Annotated in this window: 28 protein-coding genes and 1 pseudogene; 9 read left to right on the top strand and 20 right to left on the bottom strand. The window is 68.1% G+C overall.

Translation table 11 applies throughout. The features are described 5' to 3' along the window. Positions 1-197 precede the first annotated feature (197 nt). A complete protein-coding gene (locus tag ADL01_RS17790; RefSeq protein ID WP_053742984.1) occupies positions 198-1697 on the bottom strand; it encodes an MFS transporter in 1500 nt (499 codons plus the stop codon). A 151-nt stretch (positions 1698-1848) separates the two neighbouring features. Between ADL01_RS17790 and ADL01_RS17785 the strand changes: the two are divergent. Then, positions 1849-2061, top strand: a pseudogene (locus tag ADL01_RS17785) (SMI1/KNR4 family protein); the annotation flags it as partial. 91 nt (positions 2062-2152) lie between these two features. Here ADL01_RS17785 and ADL01_RS17780 read toward each other — a convergent pair. After that, on the bottom strand, positions 2153-2584 hold the full coding sequence (locus tag ADL01_RS17780) for a MarR family winged helix-turn-helix transcriptional regulator (RefSeq protein WP_053742982.1): 432 nt from the start codon (positions 2582-2584) through the stop codon (positions 2153-2155). A 64-nt stretch (positions 2585-2648) separates the two neighbouring features. Here ADL01_RS17780 and ADL01_RS17775 point away from each other — a divergent pair, with 64 nt between their 5' ends. After that, on the top strand, positions 2649-3425 hold the full coding sequence (locus tag ADL01_RS17775; RefSeq protein ID WP_053742981.1) for an alpha/beta fold hydrolase: 777 nt from the start codon (positions 2649-2651) through the stop codon (positions 3423-3425). A gap of 112 nt (positions 3426-3537) precedes the next feature. On the opposite strand, the gene ADL01_RS17770 is transcribed toward ADL01_RS17775, so the two are convergent. From ADL01_RS17770 to ADL01_RS45360, 3 genes are all read right to left on the bottom strand, one after another. Next, the gene (locus tag ADL01_RS17770; protein WP_053742998.1) at positions 3538-4206 is read right to left on the bottom strand and encodes a polysaccharide deacetylase family protein; all 669 of its coding nucleotides are present in this window, start codon (positions 4204-4206) and stop codon (positions 3538-3540) included. An 11-nt stretch (positions 4207-4217) separates the two neighbouring features. Next, positions 4218-4901, bottom strand: a complete 684-nt coding sequence (locus ADL01_RS17765) for a glycoside hydrolase family 11 protein (protein WP_053742980.1) — start codon at positions 4899-4901, stop codon at positions 4218-4220. 284 nt (positions 4902-5185) lie between these two features. Then, positions 5186-5356, bottom strand: a complete 171-nt coding sequence (locus tag ADL01_RS45360) for a hypothetical protein (RefSeq protein WP_199834853.1) — start codon at positions 5354-5356, stop codon at positions 5186-5188. A 439-nt stretch (positions 5357-5795) separates the two neighbouring features. Between ADL01_RS45360 and ADL01_RS17760 the strand changes: the two genes are divergently transcribed. Next, positions 5796-6611 carry a hypothetical protein gene (locus ADL01_RS17760; RefSeq protein ID WP_053742979.1) on the top strand — a complete coding sequence of 272 codons (816 nt, stop codon included), beginning with the start codon at positions 5796-5798 and terminating at the stop codon, positions 6609-6611. A 99-nt stretch (positions 6612-6710) separates the two neighbouring features. On the opposite strand, the gene ADL01_RS17755 is transcribed toward ADL01_RS17760, so the two are convergent. The 8 genes from ADL01_RS17755 to ADL01_RS17720 are packed head-to-tail and all read right to left on the bottom strand — an operon-like array spanning position 6711 to position 10527. Further along, a complete protein-coding gene (locus ADL01_RS17755) occupies positions 6711-7127 on the bottom strand; it encodes a gas vesicle protein K (protein WP_053742978.1) in 417 nt (138 codons plus the stop codon). Beyond that, complete coding sequence (locus tag ADL01_RS17750; protein WP_053742977.1) at positions 7124-7339, bottom strand: gas vesicle protein; 216 nt, start codon at positions 7337-7339, stop codon at positions 7124-7126. Before ADL01_RS17750 ends, ADL01_RS17755 begins: the two co-directional genes overlap by 4 nt. Beyond that, the gene (locus tag ADL01_RS17745) at positions 7339-8193 is read right to left on the bottom strand and encodes a GvpL/GvpF family gas vesicle protein (protein WP_053742976.1); all 855 of its coding nucleotides are present in this window, start codon (positions 8191-8193) and stop codon (positions 7339-7341) included. The genes ADL01_RS17750 and ADL01_RS17745 overlap by 1 nt, the downstream gene beginning before the upstream one ends. Then, entirely contained in the window at positions 8190-8612 is a 423-nt protein-coding gene (locus ADL01_RS17740; RefSeq protein WP_053742975.1) for a gas vesicle protein, read from the bottom strand. Before ADL01_RS17740 ends, ADL01_RS17745 begins: the two co-directional genes overlap by 4 nt. A 21-nt stretch (positions 8613-8633) precedes the next feature. Then, positions 8634-8882, bottom strand: coding sequence for a gas vesicle protein GvpG (locus ADL01_RS17735; protein WP_053742974.1), 249 nt, complete (start codon positions 8880-8882; stop codon positions 8634-8636). A 42-nt stretch (positions 8883-8924) separates the two neighbouring features. Then, positions 8925-9644, bottom strand: a complete 720-nt coding sequence (locus ADL01_RS17730) for a GvpL/GvpF family gas vesicle protein (protein ID WP_053742973.1) — start codon at positions 9642-9644, stop codon at positions 8925-8927. A gap of 3 nt (positions 9645-9647) precedes the next feature. Next, positions 9648-10118 (bottom strand): gas vesicle protein GvpJ, encoded by a 471-nt coding sequence (gene gvpJ, locus ADL01_RS17725; RefSeq protein ID WP_053742972.1) that lies wholly within the window; start codon positions 10116-10118, stop codon positions 9648-9650. Positions 10119-10146: 28 nt separating this feature from the next. Further along, positions 10147-10527: a gas vesicle protein gene (locus ADL01_RS17720; RefSeq protein ID WP_053742971.1), complete on the bottom strand. Its 381-nt coding sequence runs from the start codon at positions 10525-10527 to the stop codon at positions 10147-10149. A 143-nt stretch (positions 10528-10670) separates the two neighbouring features. On the opposite strand from ADL01_RS17720, the gene ADL01_RS44760 reads away from it, so the two are divergent. Together ADL01_RS44760 and ADL01_RS17710 are read left to right on the top strand one after the other, a co-directional pair. Beyond that, positions 10671-11570 (top strand): hypothetical protein, encoded by a 900-nt coding sequence (locus tag ADL01_RS44760; RefSeq protein WP_053742970.1) that lies wholly within the window; start codon positions 10671-10673, stop codon positions 11568-11570. A 3-nt stretch (positions 11571-11573) separates the two neighbouring features. Continuing rightward, a complete protein-coding gene (locus ADL01_RS17710; protein WP_053742969.1) occupies positions 11574-12635 on the top strand; it encodes an SRPBCC family protein in 1062 nt (353 codons plus the stop codon). Between the two features lie 93 nt (positions 12636-12728). On the opposite strand, the gene ADL01_RS17705 is transcribed toward ADL01_RS17710, so the two are convergent. Beyond that, complete coding sequence (locus ADL01_RS17705; protein ID WP_324614608.1) at positions 12729-12971, bottom strand: CsbD family protein; 243 nt, start codon at positions 12969-12971, stop codon at positions 12729-12731. A 314-nt stretch (positions 12972-13285) separates the two neighbouring features. On the opposite strand from ADL01_RS17705, the gene ADL01_RS44755 reads away from it, so the two are divergent. Together ADL01_RS44755 and ADL01_RS17695 are read left to right on the top strand one after the other, a co-directional pair. Further along, positions 13286-14200 carry an SCO2400 family protein gene (locus tag ADL01_RS44755; protein ID WP_053742968.1) on the top strand — a complete coding sequence of 305 codons (915 nt, stop codon included), beginning with the start codon at positions 13286-13288 and terminating at the stop codon, positions 14198-14200. A 90-nt stretch (positions 14201-14290) separates the two neighbouring features. Further along, positions 14291-15559: an alpha/beta hydrolase family protein gene (locus ADL01_RS17695; protein ID WP_053742967.1), complete on the top strand. Its 1269-nt coding sequence runs from the start codon at positions 14291-14293 to the stop codon at positions 15557-15559. Between the two features lie 21 nt (positions 15560-15580). On the opposite strand, the gene ADL01_RS17690 is transcribed toward ADL01_RS17695, so the two are convergent. Beyond that, positions 15581-15964, bottom strand: coding sequence for a winged helix-turn-helix transcriptional regulator (locus ADL01_RS17690; protein WP_053742966.1), 384 nt, complete (start codon positions 15962-15964; stop codon positions 15581-15583). Between the two features lie 517 nt (positions 15965-16481). On the opposite strand from ADL01_RS17690, the gene ADL01_RS17685 reads away from it, so the two are divergent. Next, positions 16482-18203, top strand: coding sequence for a SpoIIE family protein phosphatase (locus ADL01_RS17685; RefSeq protein WP_053742965.1), 1722 nt, complete (start codon positions 16482-16484; stop codon positions 18201-18203). 30 nt (positions 18204-18233) lie between these two features. Here the strand turns inward: ADL01_RS17685 and ADL01_RS17680 are convergent, their stop codons facing one another. From ADL01_RS17680 to ADL01_RS17670, 3 genes are read right to left on the bottom strand one after another with little or no spacing between them, the layout of a single operon-like run. Next, entirely contained in the window at positions 18234-19058 is an 825-nt protein-coding gene (locus ADL01_RS17680; protein WP_053742996.1) for a carbohydrate ABC transporter permease, read from the bottom strand. 5 nt (positions 19059-19063) lie between these two features. Continuing rightward, the gene (locus ADL01_RS17675; protein ID WP_078960588.1) at positions 19064-20122 is read right to left on the bottom strand and encodes a carbohydrate ABC transporter permease; all 1059 of its coding nucleotides are present in this window, start codon (positions 20120-20122) and stop codon (positions 19064-19066) included. Position 20123: 1 nt separating this feature from the next. Then, positions 20124-21398: an extracellular solute-binding protein gene (locus ADL01_RS17670; RefSeq protein ID WP_053742964.1), complete on the bottom strand. Its 1275-nt coding sequence runs from the start codon at positions 21396-21398 to the stop codon at positions 20124-20126. A gap of 370 nt (positions 21399-21768) precedes the next feature. Between ADL01_RS17670 and ADL01_RS17665 the strand changes: the two genes are divergently transcribed. Further along, positions 21769-22521, top strand: coding sequence for a DeoR/GlpR family DNA-binding transcription regulator (locus ADL01_RS17665; protein ID WP_053742994.1), 753 nt, complete (start codon positions 21769-21771; stop codon positions 22519-22521). Between the two features lie 3 nt (positions 22522-22524). Here the strand turns inward: ADL01_RS17665 and ADL01_RS44750 are convergent, their stop codons facing one another. Next, the gene (locus ADL01_RS44750) at positions 22525-22683 is read right to left on the bottom strand and encodes a hypothetical protein (RefSeq protein WP_159049556.1); all 159 of its coding nucleotides are present in this window, start codon (positions 22681-22683) and stop codon (positions 22525-22527) included. Positions 22684-22807: 124 nt separating this feature from the next. Further along, positions 22808-25498 (bottom strand): RICIN domain-containing protein, encoded by a 2691-nt coding sequence (locus ADL01_RS17660; RefSeq protein WP_053742963.1) that lies wholly within the window; start codon positions 25496-25498, stop codon positions 22808-22810. Positions 25499-25577 lie beyond the last annotated feature (79 nt).

The following is a 25577-nucleotide window of genomic DNA, read 5'->3' as shown; positions in this document are numbered from 1 at the left end:
CCTGACACGCGGCATCACCTTCGTCACCCCCGGCGCTACCGTCGCCCCCGCACCGGCCGGGCGGAACGGCACCAAAAAGGACGCTGAACGTCACGCTGGTACGCCCCGACTCACCTTCCGCCGCGCCCCCTGCGCCGGAGCCGAACTCGGCCCCTCGCCCGGCACGCTGTCCGCAGCCCTGCCCCTCGCCTTGCCCGTCACCTTGCCGTCACCTTGCCCTTGGCCTTCGCCGAGGCCGACGCCACCGCCGACAGAGGCCTGGCGATGTCCTCCAGCGAGCGGCGCTCGGCGTTCACCGCGAGGAACGCGGCGACGAGACCGGCCGCGCACATCAGAGCGGCGCCGATCTGGAAGGCGAGCACCGTGTCGCCGACCACGCCGGACGACGTGAGGTCGGCGAAGACCAGCGGTCCGGTGATGCCACCGGCGGCGGTGCCGAGGGCGTAGAAGAAGGCGATGGACATGGCCCGTGTCTCCATCGGGAAGATCTCGGAGACCGTCAGGTAGGCGCTGGAGGCGCCCGCCGAGGCGAAGAACAGCACCGCGCACCAGCAGGCCGTCAGGGTGGTCGCGGTCAGCGAGCCGCGGTCGAACAGCCAGGCCGTGCCGAACAGCAGTACGCCGGAGAGCAGATAGGTCGAGGAGATCATCACCCGACGGCCCACCGTGTCGAACAGTTTGCCGAGCAGCAGCGGGCCGAAGAAGTTGCCGACCGCGATCACGGCGAAGTAGTAGCCCGTGTTGCCGGTCGGGACGTCGAAGAAAGTGGTCAGAATCGCGCCGAAGCCGAAGGTGATCGCGTTGTAGAGGAACGCCTGCCCGATGAAGAGGGAGAAGCCGAGGACACTGCGCTTGCGGTAGGTCGCGAAGACCGTGCGGGCGATCTCGCCGAAGCCGACCGCCTTGCGCTGCTGGATGGTGATCTCGTTCTCGGGCTCCGGCAGCGGTTCGCCCAGCTCGGACTCGACCTTCCGCTCGATGTCGGAGACGATCTCCTCCGCTTCCCGTTCCCTGCCGTGGATCAGCAGCCAGCGTGGACTTTCGGGGACATGCCGTCGTACGACGAGAATGACCAGGCCGAGGACCACGCCCAGGCCGAAGGTGAGCCGCCAGCCCACGTCCTTCGGCAGGATGTCCGTGTTCAGCGCGACGATCGACAGCAGTGAGCCGCCGACCGCGCCGATCCAGAAGCTGCCGTTGATGATGAGGTCGACCCGGCCGCGGTAGAACGACGGGATGAGCTCATCGATCGCGGAGTTGATGGCCGCGTACTCGCCTCCGATGCCGAAGCCGGTGAGGAAGCGGAACGCTAAGAACCACCACGTCGAGAAGGACACAGCGGTCAGCGCGGTGGCGGCCAGATAGACCGCCAGGGTGATCATGAACAGCTTTTTACGGCCGAAGCGGTCGGTCATCCGGCCCCAGAAGAGGGCGCCGACGCAGGCGCCCGCGACGTAGAGGGCGGCCGCGATTCCGGTGACCTGACCGGAGGTGATCGGTAGGCCGCTGCCGGGCTCCGAGAGCCGGGCGGAGATGTTGCCGACGACCGTGACCTCGAGGCCGTCGAGGATCCAGACGGTGCCGAGACCGATCACGATCGTCCAGTGCCAGCGCGACCACGGGAGGCGGTCGAGGCGGGCCGGGATCGAGCTGGTGATGGTGCGGCCGGTGCCGGCCGGAGCGGTGGCGCTGTCCATGGGCTCCCTCCTCGTCGGACGAACCACCTTCGGATGCCCCTGCCCTGCCGCTTTACGCTTCGGCGCCGACCGGGCCGAACCGGTTCAGCCAGCCGCCGGACTGCGCTCTCGCGGCGGAGCGATGTCAGTGGTGGGTGGCAGCATCGGACGTATGACGGAGACGAGGGCATTCGGCTGGCGGCCCTTCCTGATCAGGTGGAGCGGGGAGGGGGCGGATTCCCTGCCGGATCGCGAGTCACGGAGCGAGGACGACGAGACCGCCCGGCGGGCGCGGTGGCTGGGGTTCCCGCCCGCTTCCAAGGAGCGGATCGCGGCGATGGAGGAGCGCCTCGGCCGCCGGATACCTCCGTCCTACCGGGAGTTCCACAGCCTGCGGGCGTGAGCCTCTGGACGAGGCCAAGGAGTACGCCCGTCCACGGGCCGCCGAGCCGAGGAGCAGGTAGGGACCGGTCGGGCTAGCGACCGCCTTCGGCTTCGGGCCGCTCCTCGAGCTTCCGCAGCAGTCCGAGCAAAGTCTCCCGCTCCGTCTCCGCCAGACCTTCGAAGCACTGCTCGAGTACCGAGTCCGCCACCTCGTGGCCCGCCTTCAGGACCCGCTCGCCATCAGGAGTGAGGTGATGCTCGAACCTCCGGCCGTGCCCGGGACGCCGGTCCACCTGCCCCAGGGCCACCAGCCGTCCCGCGAGTGTGCCGAACGCCTGCTCGCTCTGGAAGGTCGCCGCCGCGAGCTCCCGAGCACTGGCGCCGGGTGTGCGGGCGATCGCACGGAGCGCGTCCCACTGCGCGAGTGTGCTGCCGACCGACGCGAGTCGGCTGTCGAGCGCGCGGTGCTGGCGGTACTGGGCGGCCTTCACGGCCCTTCCGAGGATCTGCGGTTCAACGGCCATGCCGACCAGGCTAACACTCTGACTAAACTTGCTTATATAAACATCTTTAGTTAGTGTCCTGGTCATGACTCCAGACCTGACGCTCGCCGAATCCGGCCCCGCTGCCGGCCGCCCCGTTCTCGTCCTGCACGGCGGTGGTGGCCCCGCCACCGTCTCCCCGATCGCCGAACACTTCGCCACGTCCGCGCACACCCTGCTGCCCACCCACCCGGGCTGGAACGGCACCCCCAGGCCCGCCGACTTCTCCACCGTGGCCGACCTCGCCACCGCCTACCTGCGCCTTCTGCGCGAGCGCGACCTGTCCGACGTCCTGGTCATCGGCTCCTCGCTGGGCGGCTGGATCGCCGCCGAGCTGGCCACGGCCGACACGGAGGGCCTCATCAGCGGGATCGTCCTGCTGAACTCGGTCGGCATCGAGGTCGACGGCGAACCGCTCCAGGACTTCTTCGCGCTCGACGCACGGGGTGTGGCCGAGTACGCCTTCCACGACTCCGAGCGGTTCTACGTCGACCCGGCAGCCGTCCCGGCCGAGCGGCGCGACGTCATCCAGGCCAACATGGCAGCCTTGCGCGTCTTCTCCGGCGGCCCCGCGATGAGCGACCCCACCCTCCGCCCCCGTCTCGCGGCCATCACCGTCCCCGCCCTCGTGCTGTGGGGCGAGAGCGACCGCATCGCGACGCCGGCCTATGGCAAGGAGTACGCCGCGTCGTTCACGGACGCCAGGTTCGAAGTCGTGGCGGAAGCGGGCCACTTGCCCCACCTCGAACAGCCGGCGCGCACCTTCGCCCTGCTCGACGACTTCGCCGCGGAGACCGGGCGCCGCCTAGAGGCCGGATCCTGAGGGCGTGGCCGGCAGATCTCCGGTCCGGCCGGACAGGAATTGGCGCGGCGGCTGGGGGCCGCCGCGCCAACGGTGCGGTGTTGCGGGGTTCCGCCGCGCCGGGCAGGGCCGGCTAAGGTGCGACGGCTCGTCCGGTCACCGGGGAGATCTTCCCGGCGCACAGACCGCGGCCGGTCAGGCCCTGCGCGATGCGTGGAACCGCGGCGATCGTGTTGGCCGGCCAGTCGTGCATGAGGATGACCTGCCCGTTGGTGAGCCGGGCTGCGGCCCCCACGATCGCGTCCGTACTGGCGCCGTTCCAGTCCTGCGAGTCGACGTCCCAGATGATCTGGGTCAGCCCGTACCTGGCGGCGACCGCCTTCACCGTCGCGTTGGTCTCGCCGTACGGCGGGCGGAACAGCACCGGAGTGCCGCCGCCCGCGTTGGCGATGGCCCGCTGGGTCCGGGATATCTCCGAGTCGATCTGGGACTGGCCGAGCTGGGTGAGATGCGGGTGGGTGTAGCTGTGGTTGCCGACCCACATACCCGCGTTCACCTGGGCGCGGACCAGAGCCGGGTTGGCGGCGGCGTACTGGCCCTCGTTGAACATCGTGGCCCGCAGCCCGCTCCGCGTGAGGGCGCCCAGCAGGGCCGTCGTACTGGTGGACGGGCCGTCGTCGAAGGTGAGCCCGACATACCCGTTGCAGGCAGCGGCCTGCGCCGGGGCCACCGTGTGCCCGGTGAGGGCGGTGGCGGCGGCCAGAGCGGCAGCGGCAAGCAGCGGCAGACGCCTCGCCTTCAGGACAGGCACGGCTAGCCCACCGTGATGTTGGAGTTGCCGCTGCTCTGGTAACCCTCGGTGGCGAGGATCATGTAGTAGTTGAAGCTACCCATGGGCATTCCCGCGCGGGCCCAGGCATCGAAGTGGTTGCCGGTCGTGATGGTGCCGCCGGTCCGCTTCGTCTGCCGGACGCTCCAGTACTGGTTGAAGGTGCGATTGCCTTCCACGGACGGGGCGTTGTAGCGGGTGGTCATGTAGATGTCGTACCTGCCGCCGTCGCTGGTGACGGTGCCCTTGTACTGTCCCGTCGGCCGCCAGGTGCCCCAGTTGTCGACGATGTAGTACTCGACCAGCGGGTTGGCGGTCCAGCCGTACAGCGCCAGGTAGGCGTTCCCGGACGGGTTGAAGCTGCCCGAGTAGTTCACGGTCCTGCGTGCGCCGTTGCTCCAGCCCTTGCCGGCCACGAAGTTTCCGGTGTTGCGCCATGAAGTGCTGTAGTTGCCGCCGTTGTTCAGGGTCATGGAGACGCTGCCCGGCGAGTCGGTCCAGAACGAGTAGTAGTAACCGCTGTTGGTGCCGGTCTGGTTCGAGGTGATGACGGTGGCGGCCTGAGCGGTGCCGGGCATGGTCAGTGCGGCCACGGCGACCATCAGCATGGTGCAGACGCCACTGATGAGCAGCCTGAGCCGGGATACGCGTGCGGGTGCGTTGTTCATGTGCGTGTTTCCTCCTCGTCCTCATGGGACCGATGGGGGCAGCAGAACACGCGACAGTGTTGGCCGGGACACGTCAGGTGTCAATGGTTTCGGTAACCGATTCGAAACATTCGAAGGCGCCGACGGTAATACTCGACGAACATTTTCCCTGCTCAATGACGCATTGCGCTCGACAGAGCGAGGTGGCGATGAGTGAAATTGATGAGCCCCCGAAGCTCGAAGCAAATGCTCCAGACCCATTTTCTCGAATGTTTCGAGCCCTCACCGATCTCAGTCCGCCGGCCTCAGCGCCTGCGCCCGGACCACCCATTCCCGATGCCCGCTACATGCAGGGCCAGGAGCGTCAGGCCAAGGAGCATGACGTTCGTGGAGGAGAAGGCATCGCTTGTCGTGATCTCGGCGGCGTTGATCAGGAAGGCGATGAAAAACAGTACTGCCGCTGCTATCCCAAGCATGGAGCGGCTCCTCTCGACAGGGTGAGAGCCGTGTGCCCCCGTATCCCCCTGGCACGCCTCTGGTTGCCCGCCGCGACTCGCGAATGCCGCGAGTGCCTATGTGCGCCCGTTCAGCGGTAGTACGCGCTGCTCGTCACGCCGTCACTCGCGTCCCCCGTCGCGAGAGTGATCGCCACGGCACGGGCTCGATCTGCCGCCGCCGCCCGCGCCTCCTCAGCCATACCATCGCGTCATCCACACACGAGGGCCGCGGCCACCGTGGCATGCCGCAGACGCCGTAAAAACCACCTCTGCCACAGCCGCGTAACAGAGCCCGGACGAGGACAACCACCGCGCCTCCTCGCCTGTCGAACCTGATGTGTCACACACCTGCGTCTCGGCGGAACCGTTACCGCCCGGGCGCAACTCCTCCAGTCCCGACCGCACTTGGAGTTGGACCATGCCCAGGAATTCCATGTCGACGCGGCTTGCCGCCACCGCCGCGCTCCTGCTCGCCGCAGGCGCCCTCTCCGTACCCGCTTCCGCCGCGGCGAAGCCCGCGGCCGCCGATCCGGTCCGCGCCTACAAGCTGACCGTGACCACCAACCCGACCAGCACCACCTACGGCAGCCGCCATGTCAACGTCACCGGCACCGTCACCAAGGCCGACGGCACTCCGGCGCCCAGCATCCCGGTCACCATCCAGGAAGTCGTCCGCTTCACCACCTGGAATCCGTGGGGTGACCCGATCGACCCCACCTACTACGAGCCGCGCGACCTGGGCAAGCCGGTCACCGACGCCAACGGGAAGTTCAGCATCCGCAACGTCAACATCGACCACATGACCGGCAGCAGCCTGCTCAACGTCCAGCACCAGGTGGACATCACCGCCATGTACGACGAGGACGGCGACCCCAACACCCCGCAGGACGGCTACTACGCGGACACCAGCGTGGCGGCCAAGGCCAAGACCAGCTCCGTCAGTTACACGGTCAACAAGAAGAGGGTGAAGAAGGGCACCATCTTCACCATCCAGGGCAAGGTCACCCTCCCCAGAGGCGTCGAGCGCGAGGGCACCGAGGTCTTCCTGCAGACCTACTGGGAGAACGAGGACCGCGTGAAGACGACCACCGAGGAGGACGGCTTCTTCGTGATGTCCGTACGCGTCCGGGGCTACGACGACAAGTTCGTGCTGCGCACGGCTCCGCGGGACCTCTACGTGGCGGGCGTGACCAAGAAGCTCCCGATCGTCAACACCTCGCTCCCCCGCAGGTAGGCCGACAGGGCCTGGCCCTCCGGGGCGTACGCGGTGAGGAACTCGGCCTGGCGGGTCCCCTTTTCCGATCCGGTTCGACCTGACTGTTGTTCAGGTTGTTCAGGTCCGGGGCGGTAGGAGGGGGCCCAGCGGGCCGAGGTCGAGATTGAGGTCCTCCAGTGTGTAGCCGTGCTGGGCGCACAGGTCGGCCAGTCGGTCATGGAGTGCCAGGAGCGTGGCTCCCAGTTCCTCCTCCTGTTCGTCCGTGAGGTCTCCCGCGTCCACGCGCCGCAGTGCCTGGCGCTCAATGAGCTGGCGCAGGAGTTCGACCAGGGTGAGGACGAGTTTGAGGAGGTCCTCTTCGACCGTGTCGCGGTCGGTGTACATCCGGTGGGCAGCGCGCGGGAGTGCTTCGTCCGGGGTGGGCGGCGCCTGGACAAGGCGGAATGCCCGCGCCATCGAGTCGCTGACGTCCCCCAGCCCCGGATCGGGGTTTGGCGCCGGACTGTGGTCCCGCTCGGGATGTTCCGCGCTCATGGCCGCACTCCTGGGCCGCCCGCGGCCGGGCGGTTCTCGGCTCCGACGGACACGATGAGGGCGCGCAGCGAGATGCGGACGAGATCGATGTCGGCGATCGACAGAACGATGTCGCCGGTGACGACCACCCCGCCGCTGAGCAGCCGGTCGAGGAGGTCCACCAGCGCCACTTGGCGCCCGGGCAGCGGTTCTCCGTGCTCCGCGAGGGTCATCAGCCGCGCTCCTCACCCTCGTCGGCCGCGTGCCGGCTCTCGGCCGGCGGCATGGCGAAGGAGTAGGGCGCCCAAGGTCCGGTCACCTCGACACGAATGCCGTCGAACTGACCGACGGCCTCTTCGATGGCGGCTCGGAAGGGCTCCGCGTACGCATCGGGGACGAGGTAGGCGTCGTTGAGCACGTTCTCGGCGGGCCCGGTCAGCGCGCCGCTCTGGGCGGGGTGCCGTACATGCTGCGTGGCGTATCGGGAGGCAATGGCTCCGACGACTTCGGCTGCCCGCTGCGCCTGTCGGTACACGGCTTCCTGCGCGTCGTGCTGGGCCCTGCGGCGCTGGAGATAGGCCTTGCCGGGAGTGAGGGAAGCGTCGGTGGCAGCTTCGGTGTCGGCCGGGGCCGCGGTGGGTGCCAGATAGATTTTCACGCCGAATTCGGTGTGGGCGCTGAGCTGGGCGAGTCTGTCGGCGAACGCGTGGTGCTGCTCGGCGAGAGCCTGGGCGGCGCGGTCGTCGTCCTGGTAGACGGTGGCCATGCGCAGGGGCAGGACCGTGGTGCGGGTGGAGAGCGCCTGTACGACATCGTGGTGGGCGCGGGCGACCTCCTCGAGCCACTCCAGGTCCTCGAAGTGGTTCTTCAGCGCCCTTTCGTTGAACTCACGCTCGGGTACGTGGCTGGTGGCGAAGGCCAGGGGCGGCGACGGGGCGCCGGTTCCGGTGCCGTTGGCGGGTGGTGCGGTGACGCACAGGACAGGGGATCCGTGGATGCCTCGGAGGCCGTTCAGGGCGTCGCGGAGAGCCTCCGTGAGGGGGGCTGCGGCGTAGACGTAGGTGAGGGCGTCGTCGGCTGTGGTCATGGCCGGCGCTCCCGTGCGGTGCCACCGCCTGTTTCCCCTTCCGGTTCCTCACCGGTGGCGCCCGGGGGGATCGCCTGGCCGTCGGAGCGTTCGCGGCGCAGGGCCTCCAACTCGGCGCGCAGTCGGCGGTTCTCCTGCTCGAGGGGGCTGCCGGTGTGACGTGAGGAGAGCGAGGGGTCGTGCTCCCACCAGTCGATGCCCATCTCCTTCGCCTTGTCCACGGAGGCGACCAGGATCCGGAGTTTGATCGTCAGCAGTTCGATGTCGAGAAGGTTGATGCGGATGTCGCCGGCGATGACGATGCCCTTGTCGAGGACTCTTTCCAGGATGTCGGCGAGGCTGGAGGTGCTTTGCCCGTACGGCATCGGGGCGGCCCGGGACGGGAAGGACCCGAGTCGGCCGGGTAGTGGCTCGGACACGATGTCGGCCTCGCTTCCCTGTCAGGGACTTCGCCGGCGGAACTCTTCGATCTCTGTGAGCCGATCGATCAGTTCGTCCTCCCGGCGGTCGAAGGTGTCCTCGTCGATCTCCCCCGTCAGCAGGCGCCGCTCCAGGTCGGCGAGCTCGCGCCAGACGGGGGCCGGGTCGTAGTACTCCTCCTCGGCCTTCTCCTCGACCCGCTGGGCGGCCCAGACGACGGCCCGCACGGGGGCGGCGGGAAGGGTGAGCAGGCTGGTCAGCAGTCCCATGGCGCTGGTTCCTCCTTTCCGGTGTGCGGGGATCGCACCGGATCAGTCGACGAAGCTGTACGGGGGCAGGGGGCCGGTGAGCCGGAAGTCGACGCCACCCTCGATCTGTCGGGCGAGGCTGGCCTGCGCCGCCAGGAAGTCGTCCGTCCGGTCGTGGGCCACGAGCAGCGACAGGTTGAGGAAGTCAGGGCTGGAGGGAGGGTGGGTGGTGTGCTCCCGGGCGTAGGGGATCAGCGCCTGAACGAGCCCCGCCGCCAGCGAATCCTGGCGTTCCTGCACTTCGCGGGCGACGATTTCCCCGAGCGCGAGGGGCAGCTGCGGATCCTCTTCGCCCGCCCGGATCCGCTCGTTGAGTTCCCTCGCCTCGGGTGAGTCGCGCAGGATCTCGCGCAGCAGCTCGTCCTCGTCCGTCTGCGACGCCCTCACGTGGTACTCGGCACAGCCGTCGAGGCGCGCGAGCGTGGCGAGGTAGCGGTCGACGTTTCCTTCCAGGGCCTGCCGGACGGTCTGGTCGTCGGAGGCGAAGTAGCCGAACTGCAGCGGCAGGATCACGGCGTCGGACATGAGTTTGTCCAGCACCTCCTGATGCGTCTGGAGGTCCCTGCGCTTGGGCCGGATCTCCTCGGAGATCTCGCTGACCACCGCGCTCAGCGGGCCGGCGGTGACCGTACGCACGGGTGTGGGGTGGGAGCCCACTCCCGTCAGGCCGTCCAGGCGGTGGGGGTGGTCCTTGCCCGTGATCGCGTACACGTAGAGCGCCATCGGTTACTCCCTCTCCCGGCGGGCCGGGCGCCGGGCGGGACGCCTCTTCCTGGGGGCAGCCTCTTCTTCGGCTTCTTCTTCCTCCTCCTCCGGCTCTTCCCGCTTGGAGGAGCGGCCAGTGAGGGATTCGGACACCGCGTCGACGGCCCCGCTCAGCGCACCCTTGGATTTACCCCGGGCGCCGCCTTCCATCATGTCTCCGACGACCTCGGGGAGCTGGGCGGGTTCCTTCCGGCCCGCTTCGAGATCGAGCCGGTTGCACGCTTCGGCGAACCGCAGGTAGGTGTCGACGCTGGCCACCACGATGCGGGCGTCGATCTTGATGAGTTCGATGCCCACCACCGAGATACGGACGAAGACGTCGATGACCAGACCTCGGTCGAGAATGAGCTCCAACACGTCGTAGAGGCTGCTGCCGCCCGTACTGCCTCCGCCGCGGCTTACGCTGCCGCCGCTCTGCGGCACCATGGTCATGGCGCCTCCTTCCCTGGGCAACCTTTCTTCAGGTCGGCCGGTCGATCATGCCTCGGCTGTACCGGCGGGTCCGTTCGTAGGCGACCAGCTGGCCCCGCGGATCCAGGGTGACCTTGTAGCTGGCCATCACGCTGGTCGTGTCCGGGACGCGTTCCAGTTCCACCACCTCCACCTGTGCCTCCCAGCCGTCGTCGGTCGGCTTGAGCGACGAGACGGAGTCGGGGGGCCTGCCGAGCAGTTGGGCCAGTTGCCCGGCTGCGGAGCGCATCGCCGTGGGCGCGTCGGGAACCTCTGCCCGCCGCTTGGCGGAAGCGCGGCGCGTCGGCTGCTCTTCCTGTTCCTCGGCGTTCTCTGGCTTCGCCGGGCGGGGGCGGGCTCTCCTCGGACGTGTCGGTTCTGGTGCGGCCATGTGGTCACTCCACTGGGGGACACCGCTGGCTGAAAATACAATTTCACCATATAGGGGGATTTCTTCAAAATTGGGGGTAGCCGGTGTAGCGCAGCACTACATCCGCGGCAACACATGCACTCCGGTGAAGGGAGAGCAGGCTCATGCAGGACACGACCAAGATCGCGCTCGCGGCCGCCGTGGCCGGGGGCTACGTACTGGGACGCGCCAAAAAGGGCCGCCTCGCATTCACCGCTGCGACGTACCTCGCAGGCCGGCGTTTCGGCCTTGAGCCAGGTCAGCTCATGTCGCAGGGCCTCAGCAAGCTGAAGGAGATGCCCCAGTTCGCCGAGTTCGGCGACCAGCTCCGTGGCGAGGCCCTGCAAGCGGGCAAGAAGGCCCTGGGAGCCGCGGCGAACCGCAAACTCGCCGACCTCGCCGACTCCCTGCACGACCGGACCCTCGAACTGACCAGCCCGGACGAGGGGGAGGACGAAGAGGACCTCTACGAGGACGAGGACGAGGACGGAGGCGAGGGCAAGGACAAGTACGAAACGGAAGACGAGGACGAGGACGAGGAAAGCTCCACGGAGCCTGAGGCCGAGGACGAAGCGGAGGAAGAGGAGGAAGAGGAGCCGGAGGAGGACGAAGCGGAGGGAGCCTACGAGTCGGACGAGGAGGAAGAGGGGGAAGAAGGGGAAGAGGGGGAGGCTGAGGACGAAGAGCCTCCGTCTCGCGGGCGTGGTCGGCAGTCGACCCGTACGCGCACCCGCTCCACAGCTTCCGCTCGAAGGCCCTCACGGCGACCGAGCGCGTCCAAGTCCGCTGCGCCGGCCAAGAAGACGGCCGCAAAGAAGACCGCGGCGAACAAGAGCTCGGCGGGAAAGACCTCCCCTCGATCCACCGCTTCCAAGAAGGCCGCACCGTCCAAGGCCACCGCCAAGAAGACGGCCAAGAAGGCACCGGCGAAGAAGACCACAGCGCGTGCTCCCGCGCGCAAGACGGCGACCAGGAAGACGGCGGCGAAGAAGACGTCAGCCCGCAAGCCGTCCACGCGGAGGTAGGTCATGGCACAGTCAGGACGCGCCAACGCGCAAGAATCGAAGTCGGGGCTGGACCAGCTCTTCACAGAGCTGACGTCGTTCCTGCAGGCCCAGGCAGAGCAGCTGGCGGACAAGGCGTCGGACAAACTCGGGGAAGTGACCGATCAGCTCGAGGATGTGGCGCAGGGCGACGGAAAGCTTTCCGACGTCGCCGGTATCGGGGGGCGGATGCTGCAGGGCGACTCGCCCATGAAGGCGATGGCGGGCCAGGGGCTCAGCAGCCTCAAGGACAAGGTGACCGGCGCCGCCTCCCAGGTCTTCGGCAAGGGCAAGAAGGGCCGCAAGAGCGGCGGCAAGGTCATGAACATCATCGAGTTCATCGATGTCGGCCTGCCGTTGCGCACCGTGTACGACCACTGGACGCAGTACGAGGAGTTCAGCGGCTTCGCCAAGGGTGTTCGCGACGTCTCTCGCAATGATGACACCACCAGCGACTGGAAGGTCAAGGTCGGGCCTTCGACGCGTGGCTGGAAGGCCACCGTTCAGGAGCAGGTACCCGACGAGCGGATCATCTGGACCTCCGAGGGCGCCAAGGGAACCACCCGCGGCTGCGTCAGCTTCCACGAACTGGCTTCGACGCTGACCCGCGTCGTGGTGGTGGTGGAGTACTACCCCTCCGGATTCTTCGAGAAGACCGGCAACCTGTGGCGCGCTCAGGGCCGCCGTCTGCGCCTGGACCTCAAGCATTTCCTGCGGCACGTCTCACTCACCACCGACGAGCCGGACGGCTGGCGCGGTGAGATCCGGGACGGCGAGGTGGTCCTCAGCCACGAAGACGCCCTTGAACAAGAGGGCCAAGACGAAGGAGGCGAGGCGGGAGACGAGTTCGAGGAGGGCGAAGAGGCCGAGGCGGAAGCGGAGGATGAGCCGGAGGAGGACGAAGAGGATCCCGAGGGGGCCTACGCCGACGGCGAGGAAGAGTACGAGCAGGACGACGCCCCTGAAGAGGCCTACGAGGACGAGGACGAGGACGACACCGACGAGGCTGACGAGACCGGTGGTCCGCGCCGCGGGCGCCGACGGTAACGGCGAGCAGGGTGCCGTTGAGGAGAAGGGCCGACGCGGACGTCGGCCCTTCTCCTCAACGGCACCCCTTATGGCGATCTCCGCGACTGAAGGTCAGTGCTTCAGCGTGTCCTTGGCCTTCTGAGCGGTCTGCTTCGCGTCGCTCGCCATCTGCTCGCGTGCGCCCTTCGCCCGCAGGCTTTCGTTGCCGACGGCTTCGCCGGTGGATTCCTTCATCTTGCCCTTGCTCTTCTTGGTCATGTTCTTGGCCTTCTTGCCTGCCGCCATCTCTTTCACCTCCCACACCACTGCGTGGTGCGGTCCGTAGACAAGCTTCCATGCCCCCGGATGGGCCATTAAGCGCATTATCTACCCATAAGGGAAAATATTCACCTTCCGGCCGGTCGAAGGTGCGCTGGATGACGCACTGGATGACGCCCCCACGTGGGCCGTCGACAGGGCGGACGAGACCGACCGACCGAGTGGGCGAAGCAGATCAAATGCCATGCAATCAATGGAAACGATGCACGGATGTGTCGTACAGCGGTCACGATCCGGCCGCATCTGCGCAGGAGCATCACACAGGCTGCACACACCCTTTCGAAAGCCTCGCTACCTTTGCTCGCGGCTCGCCTCTCCCGTGCAAAAAAATGAACACAGGAAGACCGTAGATGGACTACTGCTCCACATGTCGTCGGCATCTCAACGGCGCCCTCATGTGCCCCGGTTGCGGCGCCTATGCCCCGGACATCGCTCCCCTCGCCGACGGAACGCCCGCGCCGGCCGCCGGGACGGTCGCGGCAGCGCGGCAGGTCCCGTCCCAGGTGTGGAACGACGCGGATTCCGACACCGAAGCAAGCAGTGCACCGCCGACGGAAGACCCTTACGACGGCCCGGACGCCCCCTCCCCCGCCCCGGCGGGCCGGGCGGCACGGCGTCGCCAACGGGAACGCTGGAAGAAGACGCAGCGCAAGGCCCTGGTCGCCACCGCGGTAGCCCTGGTCGGCGGAGGCCTGACCGTTGCCTCGCTGAACCGCCAGACCCCCGACAGAACGCAGGCTGCCTCCGCGCCGGACCGGGAAGTCATGGGGATGGCGGAGGAGGAGGCCACAGAGCCCACGCCGGTCGCCTCGCCGCTGGCGGACACGCGCCGGACGGAGCGCACCTCGTCCGGCGTCCGCTCCTCCACGGCACACACAACGGGGACGACGAACACGCCGCACGGGCAGCGCGCCGCCACACCCCAGGCCACGCCGGCGAACCCGGCAACCCCGGCGAATCAGCAGTACAGCGTCACGATCCCCGTGACGAAGGGGGCGGCCGCGGCCAAGGCGCACGCGCAGGCGGCGACGACCCCCGTGTCCGATGCCACGAACACCGGCGCGAAGACGCCGGTCACGCCCGCGCCCGCACCTCCGGCCACCGACAACTCCAGCACCGACAGCGGCACCAACACCGGTCCCGGCACCTCTGGTTCGGGCACGTCGGGCACAGACCCGTCGTCGGCGACTCCCGCGCCGTCGGAGTCGTCCTCGTCGCCCTCGTCCCCAGGGCTCTGCCTGCTCGGACTGGTATGCGTCCAGTGACGCGAGCCAACCCCTAAGGGAATTCCGCAGACCGAAATGGGGGGACACCCCGATAGTGCTGCCGGCTTGGGGCTTGCACCATAAGGTCACATGACGGAGGAACGCTCGATCAGGCAACGAAGTACCCGGCGTGACGTCCTACTGGCTGCGGTCGTCTGGGCGGTCGTCACGATCGGCACGCTGACCGCCACCCTGCCTGCTGAGGCCGCCGCACCAGACGCGCCCGCGACGCACTCGGCCCAGCCGGCTCTGCCGCTGCCCACAGGCAGGCACCAGGTAGGCGAAGTGGCTGTGCACCTCGTGGACCACTCGCGGCCCGACCCTTGGCAGGCGGGTCGGCACCACCGCGAGCTGATGGTCGGCGTGTACTACCCCGCGACGCACACGGCACGCCACCCAGTCGCGCCGTACATGCTTCCCAAGGCGGCAGCGCACTTCGACGCGGTGACCGCCAACGACTATCTCGGGATGAACCTGCCGACAGGGCAGGTCGATTGGGCGGCCATCGCCACGCACGCCATCCAGGGCGCCCCGGTTGCCCACGGGGACCGGAAGCGGCCAGTGTTGATCTATTCCCCGGGGCTGGGCGAGCCCCGGACCTGGGGCACCACGCTGGTCATGGATCTCGCCAGCCGGGGCTATGTGGTGGTCACCATCGACAACACCTACGAGTCGCCTGAAGTCGAGTTCCCCGACGGTTCACTGGCGACCATGGTCGCGCCGACGGAAGCTGATGCGTTCATCAGGAAGGCCCTCGCCGTCCGGACCACCGACACCAGCTTCGTCCTCGACCAGTTGGGCCTGCTGAACGCCGGCCGCAACCCCGACGTGGAAGGTCGACGACTCCCCCATGGCCTTGCCGGGGCGCTCGACCTGACCAAGGTCGGCATGTTCGGTCACTCGATGGGCGGCACCGCCACGGCGACGGCCATGGAAGCCGACCCCCGGATCAGCGCGGGCATCAACATGGACGGCAACCTGACCAACTTCGACGGCACGCTCATGCCCGTGGCCGAACACGGGCTCGCACGACCGTTCCTGCTTCTGGGCGAGGACGGAAGTACGGACACCGGACCCGGCTGGCAGGCGTTCCGCGCCCACACCCCCGGCTGGACACGTCAGCTCACGCTGCGCGGGTCCGCGCACGCCTCGTTCACGGACGCGGAGGCGCTGCTCCCGCAGCTGGGTCTGCCGCCGGCCTCCCAGACGCAGGACATCGGCACGATCGATCCGGCCACGGCGATAGGCACCAACGAGGCCTATGTGTCCGCGTACTTCGACCACTGGCTGCGAGGGCGGTCCGGCCGGCTGCTGGACGGACCGTCAGACCGGTACCCCGCAATGAAGTTTGTCGACTGATCCCACGGAGACGGAGACGGATCAGGTGCCGAAGTGCCGGCGCGCGTCCTCGATGTGACCGAGAAACTTCTGGGTCCAGTCGCACAGGCCGTCGACCGTCGCGCGCAGGGCCCGGCCCGGCTCGGTAAGGGTGTATTCCACCCGCGGCGGCACCGTGGGGTACACCTTCCGGTCGACCAGGCCGTTGCGCTCCAGCATGCGCAGGTTCTGGGTGAGCATCTTGTGGCTGACGCCCTCCACCTCGTTCCGCAGCTCACTGAAGCGCAGGGTGCGCTCTCCGAGGGCCTCGATGATCAGGAGCGCCCACTTGTTGGCGACATCCGAGAAGATCTCCCGCGCAAGGGAGTCCGCGCGCCTCAAGTCCGCGTCCTCGGGCAGGCCATCGAGCAGTTGCTTGGTCGCCATCAGGTTCCTCAGTCACCGAAAAGTGCGTTGTTCCAGGTCGACGTCGACTCTCCTACAGTTCCCAAGTAACCACAAGAGAGCGAAACAGGCCCCATACGGCGGCGACCGGTGCGGGCGGAGGGCCGTACCGGGCGCGTTCCCAACATCCCGCCCAGCTTCTCCGCGTCGACAACTGGCGCGCCCGCCAGGTTGAAGGCGCCGCGGGCGTCGCTCCGTAGCGCCGGCTTGTACGTCCTGGTCGCGTCGTCGGGCGTGCGGTGGCCGGGTACCCAGCGCCTGCGGATGCACGCGGTACACCGGCGCCGTACGCATTCCGGCAGCCTCCGCGCCGCGTGCCGGAGTCGCTCCGACGGCGGTCTCCAGGGGCCCTTTTCCCTCGTTGGCGGCGGAGATCCGGCGGCCCGGTTTGCCGGCTGTGAGCAAGGACAAGGCTGGATTCGTCCGTACCGGGGCAGTCGAAAGAGCAGCGGACACCGCCAACCGGGCCGTGCCGCTACTCAGTCAGGGAGATCAGGCAATGGCAGGTCCAGAGCATCCGGAGCCCCACGGGAAACGGGACGTGGCGACGCCACCGGCCGCCGGGCTCACCGAGGCACTGGAGGCCATCGGGACCGGGGCGTACCTCGTGGACGAGGAGGGCCGCATCATCGCGGTCAACTCCCGCGCCGAGAAGTATCTCGACAGGCCGGCCGAAGATCTCTACGGTCGTGACGCGCACGACCTGCTGCACCGGGACGGCCACGGCCAGCCCCTGGCGAGGACTCGATGCCGTATGCGACAGGCCTTCCACGCCGGGCACGCGGCTCTGGGCGACGAGGGGTACTTCGCCTGCGGGGACGGCTCCCTGCTGCCCATCTCATGGCTGATAACGCCGTTCAGCCTCGCCGGGCACGAGCCCAGCACGCTCATCCTCTTCCACGCCCGGCAGGCACGGGAGACCGACCCGCGGACCGAGCCTGTGGCGACGCTGCTGCCGGAGATCGAGCGACTCACGCTGCTGGCCGCGACGACCTCTCAGCTGACCTCCACTCTGGATGTCGACGAGGCCCTGCGACGGCTGGTGACCCTGGTGGTGCCCCGCCTTGCGGACTGGGCCATCATCGACCTGATCACCGAGCGCGACGAGGTGTGGCGCACCGTCGTGGTCGAGGCGACCGACGACGGGCTGGTGCACCACGAGGTGCTTCAGGGACCGATGCCGCCGGTCCCCCAAGGATCCCCGATGCCTCTGTCCAGGGCTCTGCGCGGAGTCGCCTCGACCCTGGCCGGTCCGCAGACCTACCACGGGCCCCCGGATTCCGGCATCGCCGTCGAACAGCGCCGTCTGTTCGACGCCACCGGCATCCATTCCGCCGCCATCGCCCCCATCCGCAGCACACGGGCTGTCCTCGGGGCCCTGACCCTGGGGCGCGCGAAGCAGCCGGGAGACTTCAACGCGCCCGATCTCCCCCTGATCGAGGACATCGCCCGTCGCGCCGGCCTCGCTCTGGACAACGCGCGCCTGTACCAGCGCCAGCGCAAGGTCGCCGAGACCATGCAGAACCACCTGCTGCCCCAGATGCCGCGCGTGCCCCGGCTGCAGATGGCGGTCCGCTATCTGCCCGCGCCCGACGCCTCGCAGGTCGGGGGCGACTGGTACGACGCCTTCTCCCTGTCCGACGGCGCCACCGCGCTGGCCGTCGGCGACGTCGTCGGTCACGATCTGGAGGCCGCCGCCGGCATGGCGCAGGTGCGCAACATGCTCCGTGCCTACGCCTGGGCCCTGCAGTCGCCGCCCAGCCGGATCGTCGAACGCCTGGACGAGGCGGTTCTGCACATCACCGACGTCGCCATGGCCACCATGATCCTCGCGCGGATCGAAGAGGCCCACGACGGCCAGTGGAAACTGTCCTGGACCAACGCCGGCCACCCACCGCCCCTGTTGATCAGCCACGACGGCATGGCCGACTACCTCACCGACGGCCACGGCATCCTCCTGGGCACCGGAGCCCACAAGCCCCGCGCCGACGCCACCACCCTGCTGCCGCCCGGATCCACCCTTCTGCTCTACACCGACGGCCTGATCGAGGAACCCGGCCACACGCTCGACGAGGGCCTCCACCGGCTGCGCCGGCACGCCGCCGCCCTCGCCCACCGCCCGCTGACCTCCTTCACCGACCAGTTGCTGGAGCGGGTCCGTCCTGCCGCCAACGACGACGACGTCGCCCTGCTCGCCCTGCGGGTGCCGACCTCCACATGAGTCCCCGTCATGGCCGTCCCGGCGAGCTCGTCAGCGCAGGGCTCCCTTGGTCGCGTCGGCGATGAACCCGCGGGCGAAGAAGGTGAACACCAGCACCAGCGGGATGACCGACAGCAGCACCCCCGCCATCACCATGCTGTAGTCGGTGGAGTGGCCGGCGTACAGCTGGGCCAGCGCCACCTGGAGGGTGAGGCGGTCCGGGTTGACCAGCATCACCAACGGCAGGATGTAGTCGTTCCAGGCGGCGATGAAGGTGTAGATGCCGAGGAACGCCAGGGCCGGGCGGACGCAGGGCAGCACCACATGCCAGTACAGCCGGAAGAATCCGGCGCCCTCGATGCGGGCGGCGTCCAGCAGTTCGTCGGGGACGCTGGTGGTGGTGTACTGGCGCATCCAGAAGATGCCGAAGGCGTTGGCGGCGGCCGGCACGACGAGTGCCTTGAGGGTGCCCAGCCAGCCGAGCTGCACCATGATCTCGTACTGCGGGATGATCGCCAGCTGCGTCGGCAGGAGGTACATCGACAGCAGTACGCCGAAGAAGAACTTCTTGCCCGGGAAGTCGTACTTGGCGAAGGCGAAGGCGGCCAGCGAGTCGAAGAACAGCACCAGTGCCGTCGTACAGACCGCGACGATCACCGTGTTGGACAGCGACCCGAAGAAGTCCATCCGGTCGAACAGGTGCTGGACGTTGGTCAGCAGGTTGCCGCCGAACCACAGCTTCGGCGGGTAGCTGTAGATGTCCTGCGAGGTGTTCGTCGCCATGACGACGATCCAGTAGAACGGGAACACCGAGATGACGACGCCGAGCACCAGGATCACATGGACGCTCAGCCCCCGGACGCGCTTGCGGTTCATGCCGTTCACGGCCGTCGCTCCTTACGCTGCACCAGAGCCCAGTTGACGAGGACGATGAGCAGGATCAGCAGGAAGAAGGCCCAGACGATGGCGGCGCCGTAACCGAAGTCGTTGTTGTCGAAGGCCTGGTGGTAGAAGTACAGCAACGTGGTCAGACCGGCCTGGCCCGGGCCGCCGGAGTTGGGGTTGGTGGCCGCCTCGCTGCCGAACAGCACCTGGGGTTCGGTGAAGCTCTGCAGACCGGTGACGGTGGAGACCACCACGGTGAACAGGATGATGGGCCGCAGCAGCGGGACGGTGACGGAGAAGAAGATCCGGGCCGGGCCGGCCCCGTCCATCCGGGCGGCCTCGTAGACCTCCGAGGGGATCGCCTGGAGGCCGGCGAGGTAGATGATGGCGTTGTAGCCGGTCCACTGCCAGGTCATCAGCGCCGCGATCACCAGCTTGATCGTCCATTCGTTGCTCATCCAGGGCACGGCCGACAGATGCAGCGATCTGAGGACGGCGTTGATGAGGCCGAAGTTGTTGCTGAAGATCGCGCCGAAGAAGATCGCGATGGCCACCAGCGAGGTGATGCTGGGGATGAACAGGGCGACCCGGTAGAAGGCCGTGAAGCGTTTGGTGGAGTTCACCAGCACCGCGAGCACCAGCGCCATGACGAGCATCGGCACGGTCGACAGCACCCAGATGACCAGGGTGTTGCGCACGGACAGCCAGAAGATCGGGTCGTCCCACAGGAAGCGGAACTGCTGGAATCCGACGAAGTGCATGTCCCCGATGCCGTCCCACTTCTGGAACGCCAGGTACACGGTGTAGATCACCGGGAAGAGCATGAAGACGGAGAAGATCAGGTAGTACGGCGAGATGGCCAGGTACTGCGGCCAGTGCCTGGCGATCCGCCGCGGCGGCCTCGTCCGGGGTCCGGCCGACACCGGCCGGATCCGGCGGCGGGGCCGGCCCGGACCGCCGCGCGGGCGGTCCGCGGCCGGCGGGCCGGCGAGGCCGGGGTCGGATCCGGAGGTCGGTCCGGTGGGCGCCGGGCCGGCTACCGGGGTTGACGACATGTCACTTCACTCCCTGGCGCTCGGCGATCTGCTTGGCCTGGCCGACCGCGTCCTTCCAGGCCTGCTCGGGGTCCTTGCCCTTGGCCTCGATGCTGGTCAGTTCGCTGAAGAAGGGCGCGGAGACCGCCGCGTCGGCCGGTGCCTCGTAGGCCGTGGGGATCTTCTCGGCCGCCGGACCGAAGATCTCGATGGTCTTCTGGCCGCCGAAGAAGGCGTCGCCGCCGGTCAGCGCCGGCAGTTTGTAAGCGGCCGGGGCGGTCGGGAAGAGCGCCGCGTCGGTGAAGCCACGGGCTTGGTTCTCCGGACTGAGGATCCAGCTGATGATCTTGAAGGCCTCTTCGGGGTTGCCGCTGGTCGCGGGGATCGCCAGGAAGGACCCGCCGAGGTTGGACGGCCCTCCCGGCAGGCTCGCCACCCGCCAGTCGCCCTTGGTGCCCGGGGCCGCGTTGCTGATGTCCAGCGCGTGCCAGGCGGCGCCGATCTCGGTGCCCAGGGAGCCGTTGCTGATCGCGGCGTTCCAGGTGTTGTCGTTGATCTTGGCGTCGATGCCGAGGGTGTAGGGCTTCACGGCGGTGGTCCAGGCGGTGCGGATGTGGTCCTGGTCGCCGATGAACTTGTTGTCCCCGTCGATGAACCGCTGGGTGCCCTGGCCGATCATCATCGAGAACACCGAGCCGATGTTGTTGATCAGGTAGGTCTTCGGGACCGCCTTGTGCAGTTCGACGCCGGCCTTGAAGTAGTCGTCCCAGGTGGCCAGTTCGGCCGAGACCCTGGCCGGGTCGGTGGGCAGTCCCGCCTTCGCGAAGAGGTCCTCGCGGTAGAAGGTGGCGCAGGGGCCGATGTCGATCGGGAAGCCGATGAGCTTGCCGTCCTTCGTGGTGGCCTGCTTCAGCTTCCACGCCAGGTACTGCGGGACCAGCTTGTCCGCGCCGACGGTCCTGAGGTCGACGAATCGGTCGGCGTTCGGCAGGAAGGAGGCGATGTCCTCGCCCTTGACGCCGGCGATGTCCGGCGCGGACTGGGCGGCCCTCAGGCCGGTGAGCAGCTTGGTCTTGAAATCGCCGCCGACCACGGACGTCGTGAGGCTGATGTCGGAGAAGTGCGCCTTGGCATCCGCGACGACCTTGTCGCTCAGGCCGCCCGACCAGTACCAGAGGGCCAGGTTCTTGCTGTCCTTGCTGCCGCTCGATCCGGAGCCGCCGCACGCCGCGGTGGCCCCTGCTGCGGCGGCCGTCAGTGCGGCGGCCTGAAGGAATCGTCTGCGGGAAAGGTCCACGTTCTTCTCCTGGCTTTCGGGGTGTTCGGGGGTTCGGCGCGTCCGGCATGTCCGACAGGACGTGCGAAGTCACGGCCGCGGCGGGGGGCGTGGCGGAAGGCCGGGTGGCTGAAGAGCATCGGCGTGGGTCAGTAACCCTTCAGCCACCCGGGGTGTGCGACCTGGTCCTCTCAGACGGTGCCGACGCGTCCAGGACGGCGGAATACGCCGTTCATCCGCTTCGGCCGACCGGAGTGGGGTCCGGACCTGGGCTCCGAATTACGCAAGAGCGTGCACCCAGTGCGCGGGTTTGACAAGGGTCAAGCAGGTATCGAGACATTCTTGCGTGACTTTGCTTGAGTTTGGAGAGTTCGCGAGTATGGTCTGCCGCATGCTCCCTGACCGAAGACATCAGCTGATCCTGCGCGCCCTGCGCACGGACGGGCCCACGTCGGTGGTCTCCCTCGCCGCGAAGATCGGGGCGAGCGAGGCCACGATCAGGCGCGACCTCGCGCAGCTGGAGGACGAGGGACTGCTCAAGCGGGTCTACGGCGGTGCGGCCCCCGTCGTGGGCGAGGACGACCCGTTCGCCGACGTGGCCGGCGAACGGGTCGAGGCGAAGGACGCGCTGGCCGCCTGCTGCGCAAACCTCGTCAGGGACGGCGAGACCGTGCTGCTCGACATTGGCACCACCGCCCACCGGGTGGCCCGCCAGTTGCACGGCCGGTCCCTGACGGTGATCACCAGCAACCTGGCCGTCTACGAGGAGCTCCAGGACGACAGGGACGTCCAGCTGCTCCTGCTGGGCGGCGTGGTGCGGCGCGACTACCGCTCACTGGTCGGCTTCCTCACCGAGGACAACCTGCGCCAGGTCCACGCCGACCGGCTGTTCCTCGGCACCAGCGGAGTCCGCCCCGACGGGCAGGTCCTGGACACGACCGCCGTCGAGGTGCCCGTCAAGCGGGCGATGATCGCCGCCAGCGCCCAGGTCGTCCTGGTCGCCGACGCGGGCAAGTTCCCCGGCACCGGCATGGCCCGGGTGTGCGGTCCGGAGGAGCTCGACGTCGTGGTGACCAACGCCCCGGGCGACGAGAAGACCTGTAGTCGGCTGCGGGAGGCGGGAGTTGAGGTGGTCAAGGTATGAGACTCACGATCCTGGGCGGCGGGGCTTCCGGTCCCGCTGGTCCACCGGGCGCCGCTGGGCGACCGCGGCGAAGGACGCGTCACCGACGTGCACGGTCTCGCGACCGGGGGCTGGGGGCGGGCGGGCCTCGTCGTCCGTGACGATCTGGGCGCGGGCCGGCACGGAACCGGTGCACGGGGAATCGCCACGTTCGAGGGGTTCACCGTGGCCTGTTCCCGTGCCGGGGCCTGGGTGAGGCCGGGGAGCACGATCGCTCCCCGGCCTCGGCATTCACTGGGTCACCGGGTCACTGGAGCGTCCATGTCTGGTTGGGCTGGTTGAGCGCCATCCACTGCTGGACGGCCGCGCCGTTGGCCGTCGAGCCGGCGGCGACTTCCAGTACCTGCCTGGACTCGTAGTTGCGGATGGCGTACCCACCGCTGACCGGCTCGAAGTACCACAGCTGGTTGTTGCCGCCGCCGTAGGTGTACTGCTGCAGCGAGGTCCCCCTCCAGTGGCTGGAGAAGTTCATGTCGAGGGCCTTGCCGCTGTTCCTGTTCACGATCCTGTAGAGCTGCCCACTGACCGGAACGATGGTCCACTGCTGGTTGGCGCCAGCATTGCTCGGCCACTGGACGACGCTCCCTCCGTCGGCGGTGGAGTTCTGGTAGACGTCCATCAGCTGCCCGCTGTTGACGTTCTTGATCGTGTAGTACGTCGAGGGGTTGGTGTTCGGCGCACCGGTCGCGTCCTCCAGTGCCCCGCCGGCCCGCTGCACACTGAAGTCCGTGATGTAGAAGTACGCGCCGTCGGTCTTGGCGACCCGCACGTAGCGGAACTGCTGGCGGATGTCGATGCTGCTCGTGAGCGTCGCGGCGAGCGGCAGGGTGCTCGTCTGGCGTCCCAGGACGGTGTAGGTGCCGAAGGACGGATCGTTGGAGCCTCGGATCTCGAAGTTGCCGCGGGTCTCGGACTGGTCCAGGTCCTGACGGGTGGTCAGGGAGAACTGTCCGAGCTGGTAGGCCTGCCCCAGGTCGACCTGCCACCACGCCGAGGTGTCGCTCCCGGTGGGCGACCAGCCGGTCGAGCCGTTGTTGTCGACGGCGTTCGCGGCCGGCGTGCCGGAACCGTAGACCGACGAGGAGGACGCCCGCTTGTTGTGGGCGAGGTTGAGCCTCGCCGCCAGCCCCTGATAGGCGGACTCAAGACCGGAGGCCTTGATCACCGAGTCACCGGACGTCGTGTTGTTGGTGAGCGTGACGTCGGAGCCGTTGCGGTTCTGGTTGATGAATCCGTCGGTGCGCGACAGCACGTTGTTCGACAGGGTCATGTTGTTCGACCCCTCGTCCGTGTAGATGCCGTGCACGGCGCTGCCGCAGGCGGCCGGCATGCGTATCACGTCGTGGATGTAGTTGCCGTTGATGACCGTGCCCGGGTCGTTGGACAGGTGGTAGATGCCGGCGGAGTCGCAGAGCCGGTTCATCACGTTGCCGATGCGGTTGAAGCTGACGCTGTTGTTGCCTTCGGCGTTGGCCGCCGACTGCCAGCCCCAGCCGAGCGAGATGCCGGCCCACGGGGTGTCGGAGATGTCGTTGTGGTCGATGGTGGTGCTGTTGACGAAGCCCGCGTCGATGGCCGTGGTACCCAGGTAGTCCTCACCGATCCGGGTGATCAGGTTGTTCTTGACGGTGACGTTCCTGACCACCTCCCGGACGTCCTCACCGGCCGGTGAGGTGGGCGGGTTGTAGACGGTGTGGTACTCCACGGTCGGGTCGGAGAACTTGCCGATCATGATTCCGTTACCGGCGATGTCGCTGATGACGTTGCCGGTCACGGTGCTGTCGTGCACACCGTGGTGCAGGTCGAGGGCGGTGGCGCCCATCTGCGTGAAGGTGTTGCCGGTGAAGGAGACGCGGTCGGCGTTCGACGCCTGGACTCCGGCCGGCGGTCGACCGACGTACTGGTTGTTGGAATTGTCGGCGGAGATGTTGAAGTTGCCGCCCTGGGCGTTGAGGTAGCCGTTGTTGGTCGCCTCCATCCAGGTGGTCCCGGTGAAGGTGAGCCCGGAGAAGCGCACGTCGTGGGCGGGGCTGTCGAGGCTGGTGCCCCTGACGTCGAAGAGGGTCGGCAGCGTCGGGGCCTGCACGGTGGCCGTGGACATGTTCTCGCCGGGGCGGGGCTTGTAGTAGACGGTCTGCGCGGCCGTGTCGACGTAGAACTCGCCCGGTTCGTTGAGGAATTCGTGGGCGTTCTCGAAGTGCAGGGCAGAGCCGTCGGAGAGGACCGGGAAGGGGCGCTGGAACAGGATGCCCGCCTCGTGGTCCTGGATCGACACGTTGGCGGTGCCGTTGCTGGAGCTGATCGACTTCAGCCGCAGGAAGCTCTCGCCCCACTGCGTTTCCAGCGCCATCTCGACCTGGCTGAGGTGGTCCCAGTTGGAGACCTGCGAACTGAGCACCTTCAGCAGCTTGTTGGGCTTGTCGCTGCCCTGCAGCTGGAAGTCCGAGCCGAGGTCGGGGAACCGGGCCCGGGTGGCGCGGACCCCGTTGACGTACAGCTGCCGGAAGTTGAGGCTGCCCACCGACGCCTTGTACTCGCCGTTCGCCGCCGAGGTCCAGCCGGTGACCGCCCGGCCGCCGGTGATCATGGGACTCTCACCGTTGTACGCCTGGTAGACGACCGTGTGGCCGTTCGTGCCCGAGTCCCCCGTGCCGAAGGTGATCGGGGCGGTGAGGGGATAGGTGCCGCCGCGCAGGTTCACGACGATGTCGTCGGACATGTTCGCGTTGGCGCCCCGGACCGCGGCCTGCGCTGCCTGGATGGTCCTGAAGGCAGCGGCGGTGCTGGTGCCCGAGTTGCTGTCACTGCCGCTCACCGGGTCGACATAGAAGTTCGACGTCGCCGCGTGGGCGGTCTGCACGGGGAGCACCGTCGCGCAGACGACGACCGCCGCCGCGAGCGCTTTGCTCAGCCCCGCACCGACACGTAGGGATCTCATTTTGGGTGTCTCCTCTGGCGGCCCTACTGGGTGATGAGTTGCATTTATCCGGCCAGAAAAGCATCGGCGTCAAGACCGC

This window comes from Streptomyces sp. NRRL WC-3618, assembly GCF_001280005.1.
Classification (GTDB): Bacteria; Actinomycetota; Actinomycetes; order Streptomycetales; family Streptomycetaceae; genus Streptomyces.
The sequence above is the reverse complement of the archived record's forward strand: the minus strand, read 5'-3'. Positions and strand labels throughout refer to the sequence as shown.

Coding starts and splice junctions, on each gene's coding strand:
- ADL01_RS17790 (WP_053742984.1), bottom strand. CDS start 1,697: ATGGACAGCGCCACCGCTCCGGCCGGCACCGGCCGCACCATCACCAGC.
- ADL01_RS17780 (WP_053742982.1), bottom strand. CDS start 2,584: ATGGCCGTTGAACCGCAGATCCTCGGAAGGGCCGTGAAGGCCGCCCAG.
- ADL01_RS17775 (WP_053742981.1), top strand. CDS start 2,649: ATGACTCCAGACCTGACGCTCGCCGAATCCGGCCCCGCTGCCGGCCGC.
- ADL01_RS17765 (WP_053742980.1), bottom strand. CDS start 4,901: ATGAACAACGCACCCGCACGCGTATCCCGGCTCAGGCTGCTCATCAGT.
- ADL01_RS45360 (WP_199834853.1), bottom strand. CDS start 5,356: ATGCTTGGGATAGCAGCGGCAGTACTGTTTTTCATCGCCTTCCTGATC.
- ADL01_RS17760 (WP_053742979.1), top strand. CDS start 5,796: ATGCCCAGGAATTCCATGTCGACGCGGCTTGCCGCCACCGCCGCGCTC.
- ADL01_RS17755 (WP_053742978.1), bottom strand. CDS start 7,127: ATGAGCGCGGAACATCCCGAGCGGGACCACAGTCCGGCGCCAAACCCC.
- ADL01_RS17750 (WP_053742977.1), bottom strand. CDS start 7,339: ATGACCCTCGCGGAGCACGGAGAACCGCTGCCCGGGCGCCAAGTGGCG.
- ADL01_RS17745 (WP_053742976.1), bottom strand. CDS start 8,193: ATGACCACAGCCGACGACGCCCTCACCTACGTCTACGCCGCAGCCCCC.
- ADL01_RS17735 (WP_053742974.1), bottom strand. CDS start 8,882: ATGGGACTGCTGACCAGCCTGCTCACCCTTCCCGCCGCCCCCGTGCGG.
- ADL01_RS17730 (WP_053742973.1), bottom strand. CDS start 9,644: ATGGCGCTCTACGTGTACGCGATCACGGGCAAGGACCACCCCCACCGC.
- gvpJ (WP_053742972.1), bottom strand. CDS start 10,118: ATGACCATGGTGCCGCAGAGCGGCGGCAGCGTAAGCCGCGGCGGAGGC.
- ADL01_RS17720 (WP_053742971.1), bottom strand. CDS start 10,527: ATGGCCGCACCAGAACCGACACGTCCGAGGAGAGCCCGCCCCCGCCCG.
- ADL01_RS44760 (WP_053742970.1), top strand. CDS start 10,671: ATGCAGGACACGACCAAGATCGCGCTCGCGGCCGCCGTGGCCGGGGGC.
- ADL01_RS17710 (WP_053742969.1), top strand. CDS start 11,574: ATGGCACAGTCAGGACGCGCCAACGCGCAAGAATCGAAGTCGGGGCTG.
- ADL01_RS17705 (WP_324614608.1), bottom strand. CDS start 12,971: ATGGCCCATCCGGGGGCATGGAAGCTTGTCTACGGACCGCACCACGCA.
- ADL01_RS44755 (WP_053742968.1), top strand. CDS start 13,286: ATGGACTACTGCTCCACATGTCGTCGGCATCTCAACGGCGCCCTCATG.
- ADL01_RS17695 (WP_053742967.1), top strand. CDS start 14,291: ATGACGGAGGAACGCTCGATCAGGCAACGAAGTACCCGGCGTGACGTC.
- ADL01_RS17690 (WP_053742966.1), bottom strand. CDS start 15,964: ATGGCGACCAAGCAACTGCTCGATGGCCTGCCCGAGGACGCGGACTTG.
- ADL01_RS17685 (WP_053742965.1), top strand. CDS start 16,482: ATGGCAGGTCCAGAGCATCCGGAGCCCCACGGGAAACGGGACGTGGCG.
- ADL01_RS17680 (WP_053742996.1), bottom strand. CDS start 19,058: ATGAACCGCAAGCGCGTCCGGGGGCTGAGCGTCCATGTGATCCTGGTG.
- ADL01_RS17675 (WP_078960588.1), bottom strand. CDS start 20,122: ATGTCGTCAACCCCGGTAGCCGGCCCGGCGCCCACCGGACCGACCTCC.
- ADL01_RS17665 (WP_053742994.1), top strand. CDS start 21,769: ATGCTCCCTGACCGAAGACATCAGCTGATCCTGCGCGCCCTGCGCACG.
- ADL01_RS17660 (WP_053742963.1), bottom strand. CDS start 25,498: ATGAGATCCCTACGTGTCGGTGCGGGGCTGAGCAAAGCGCTCGCGGCG.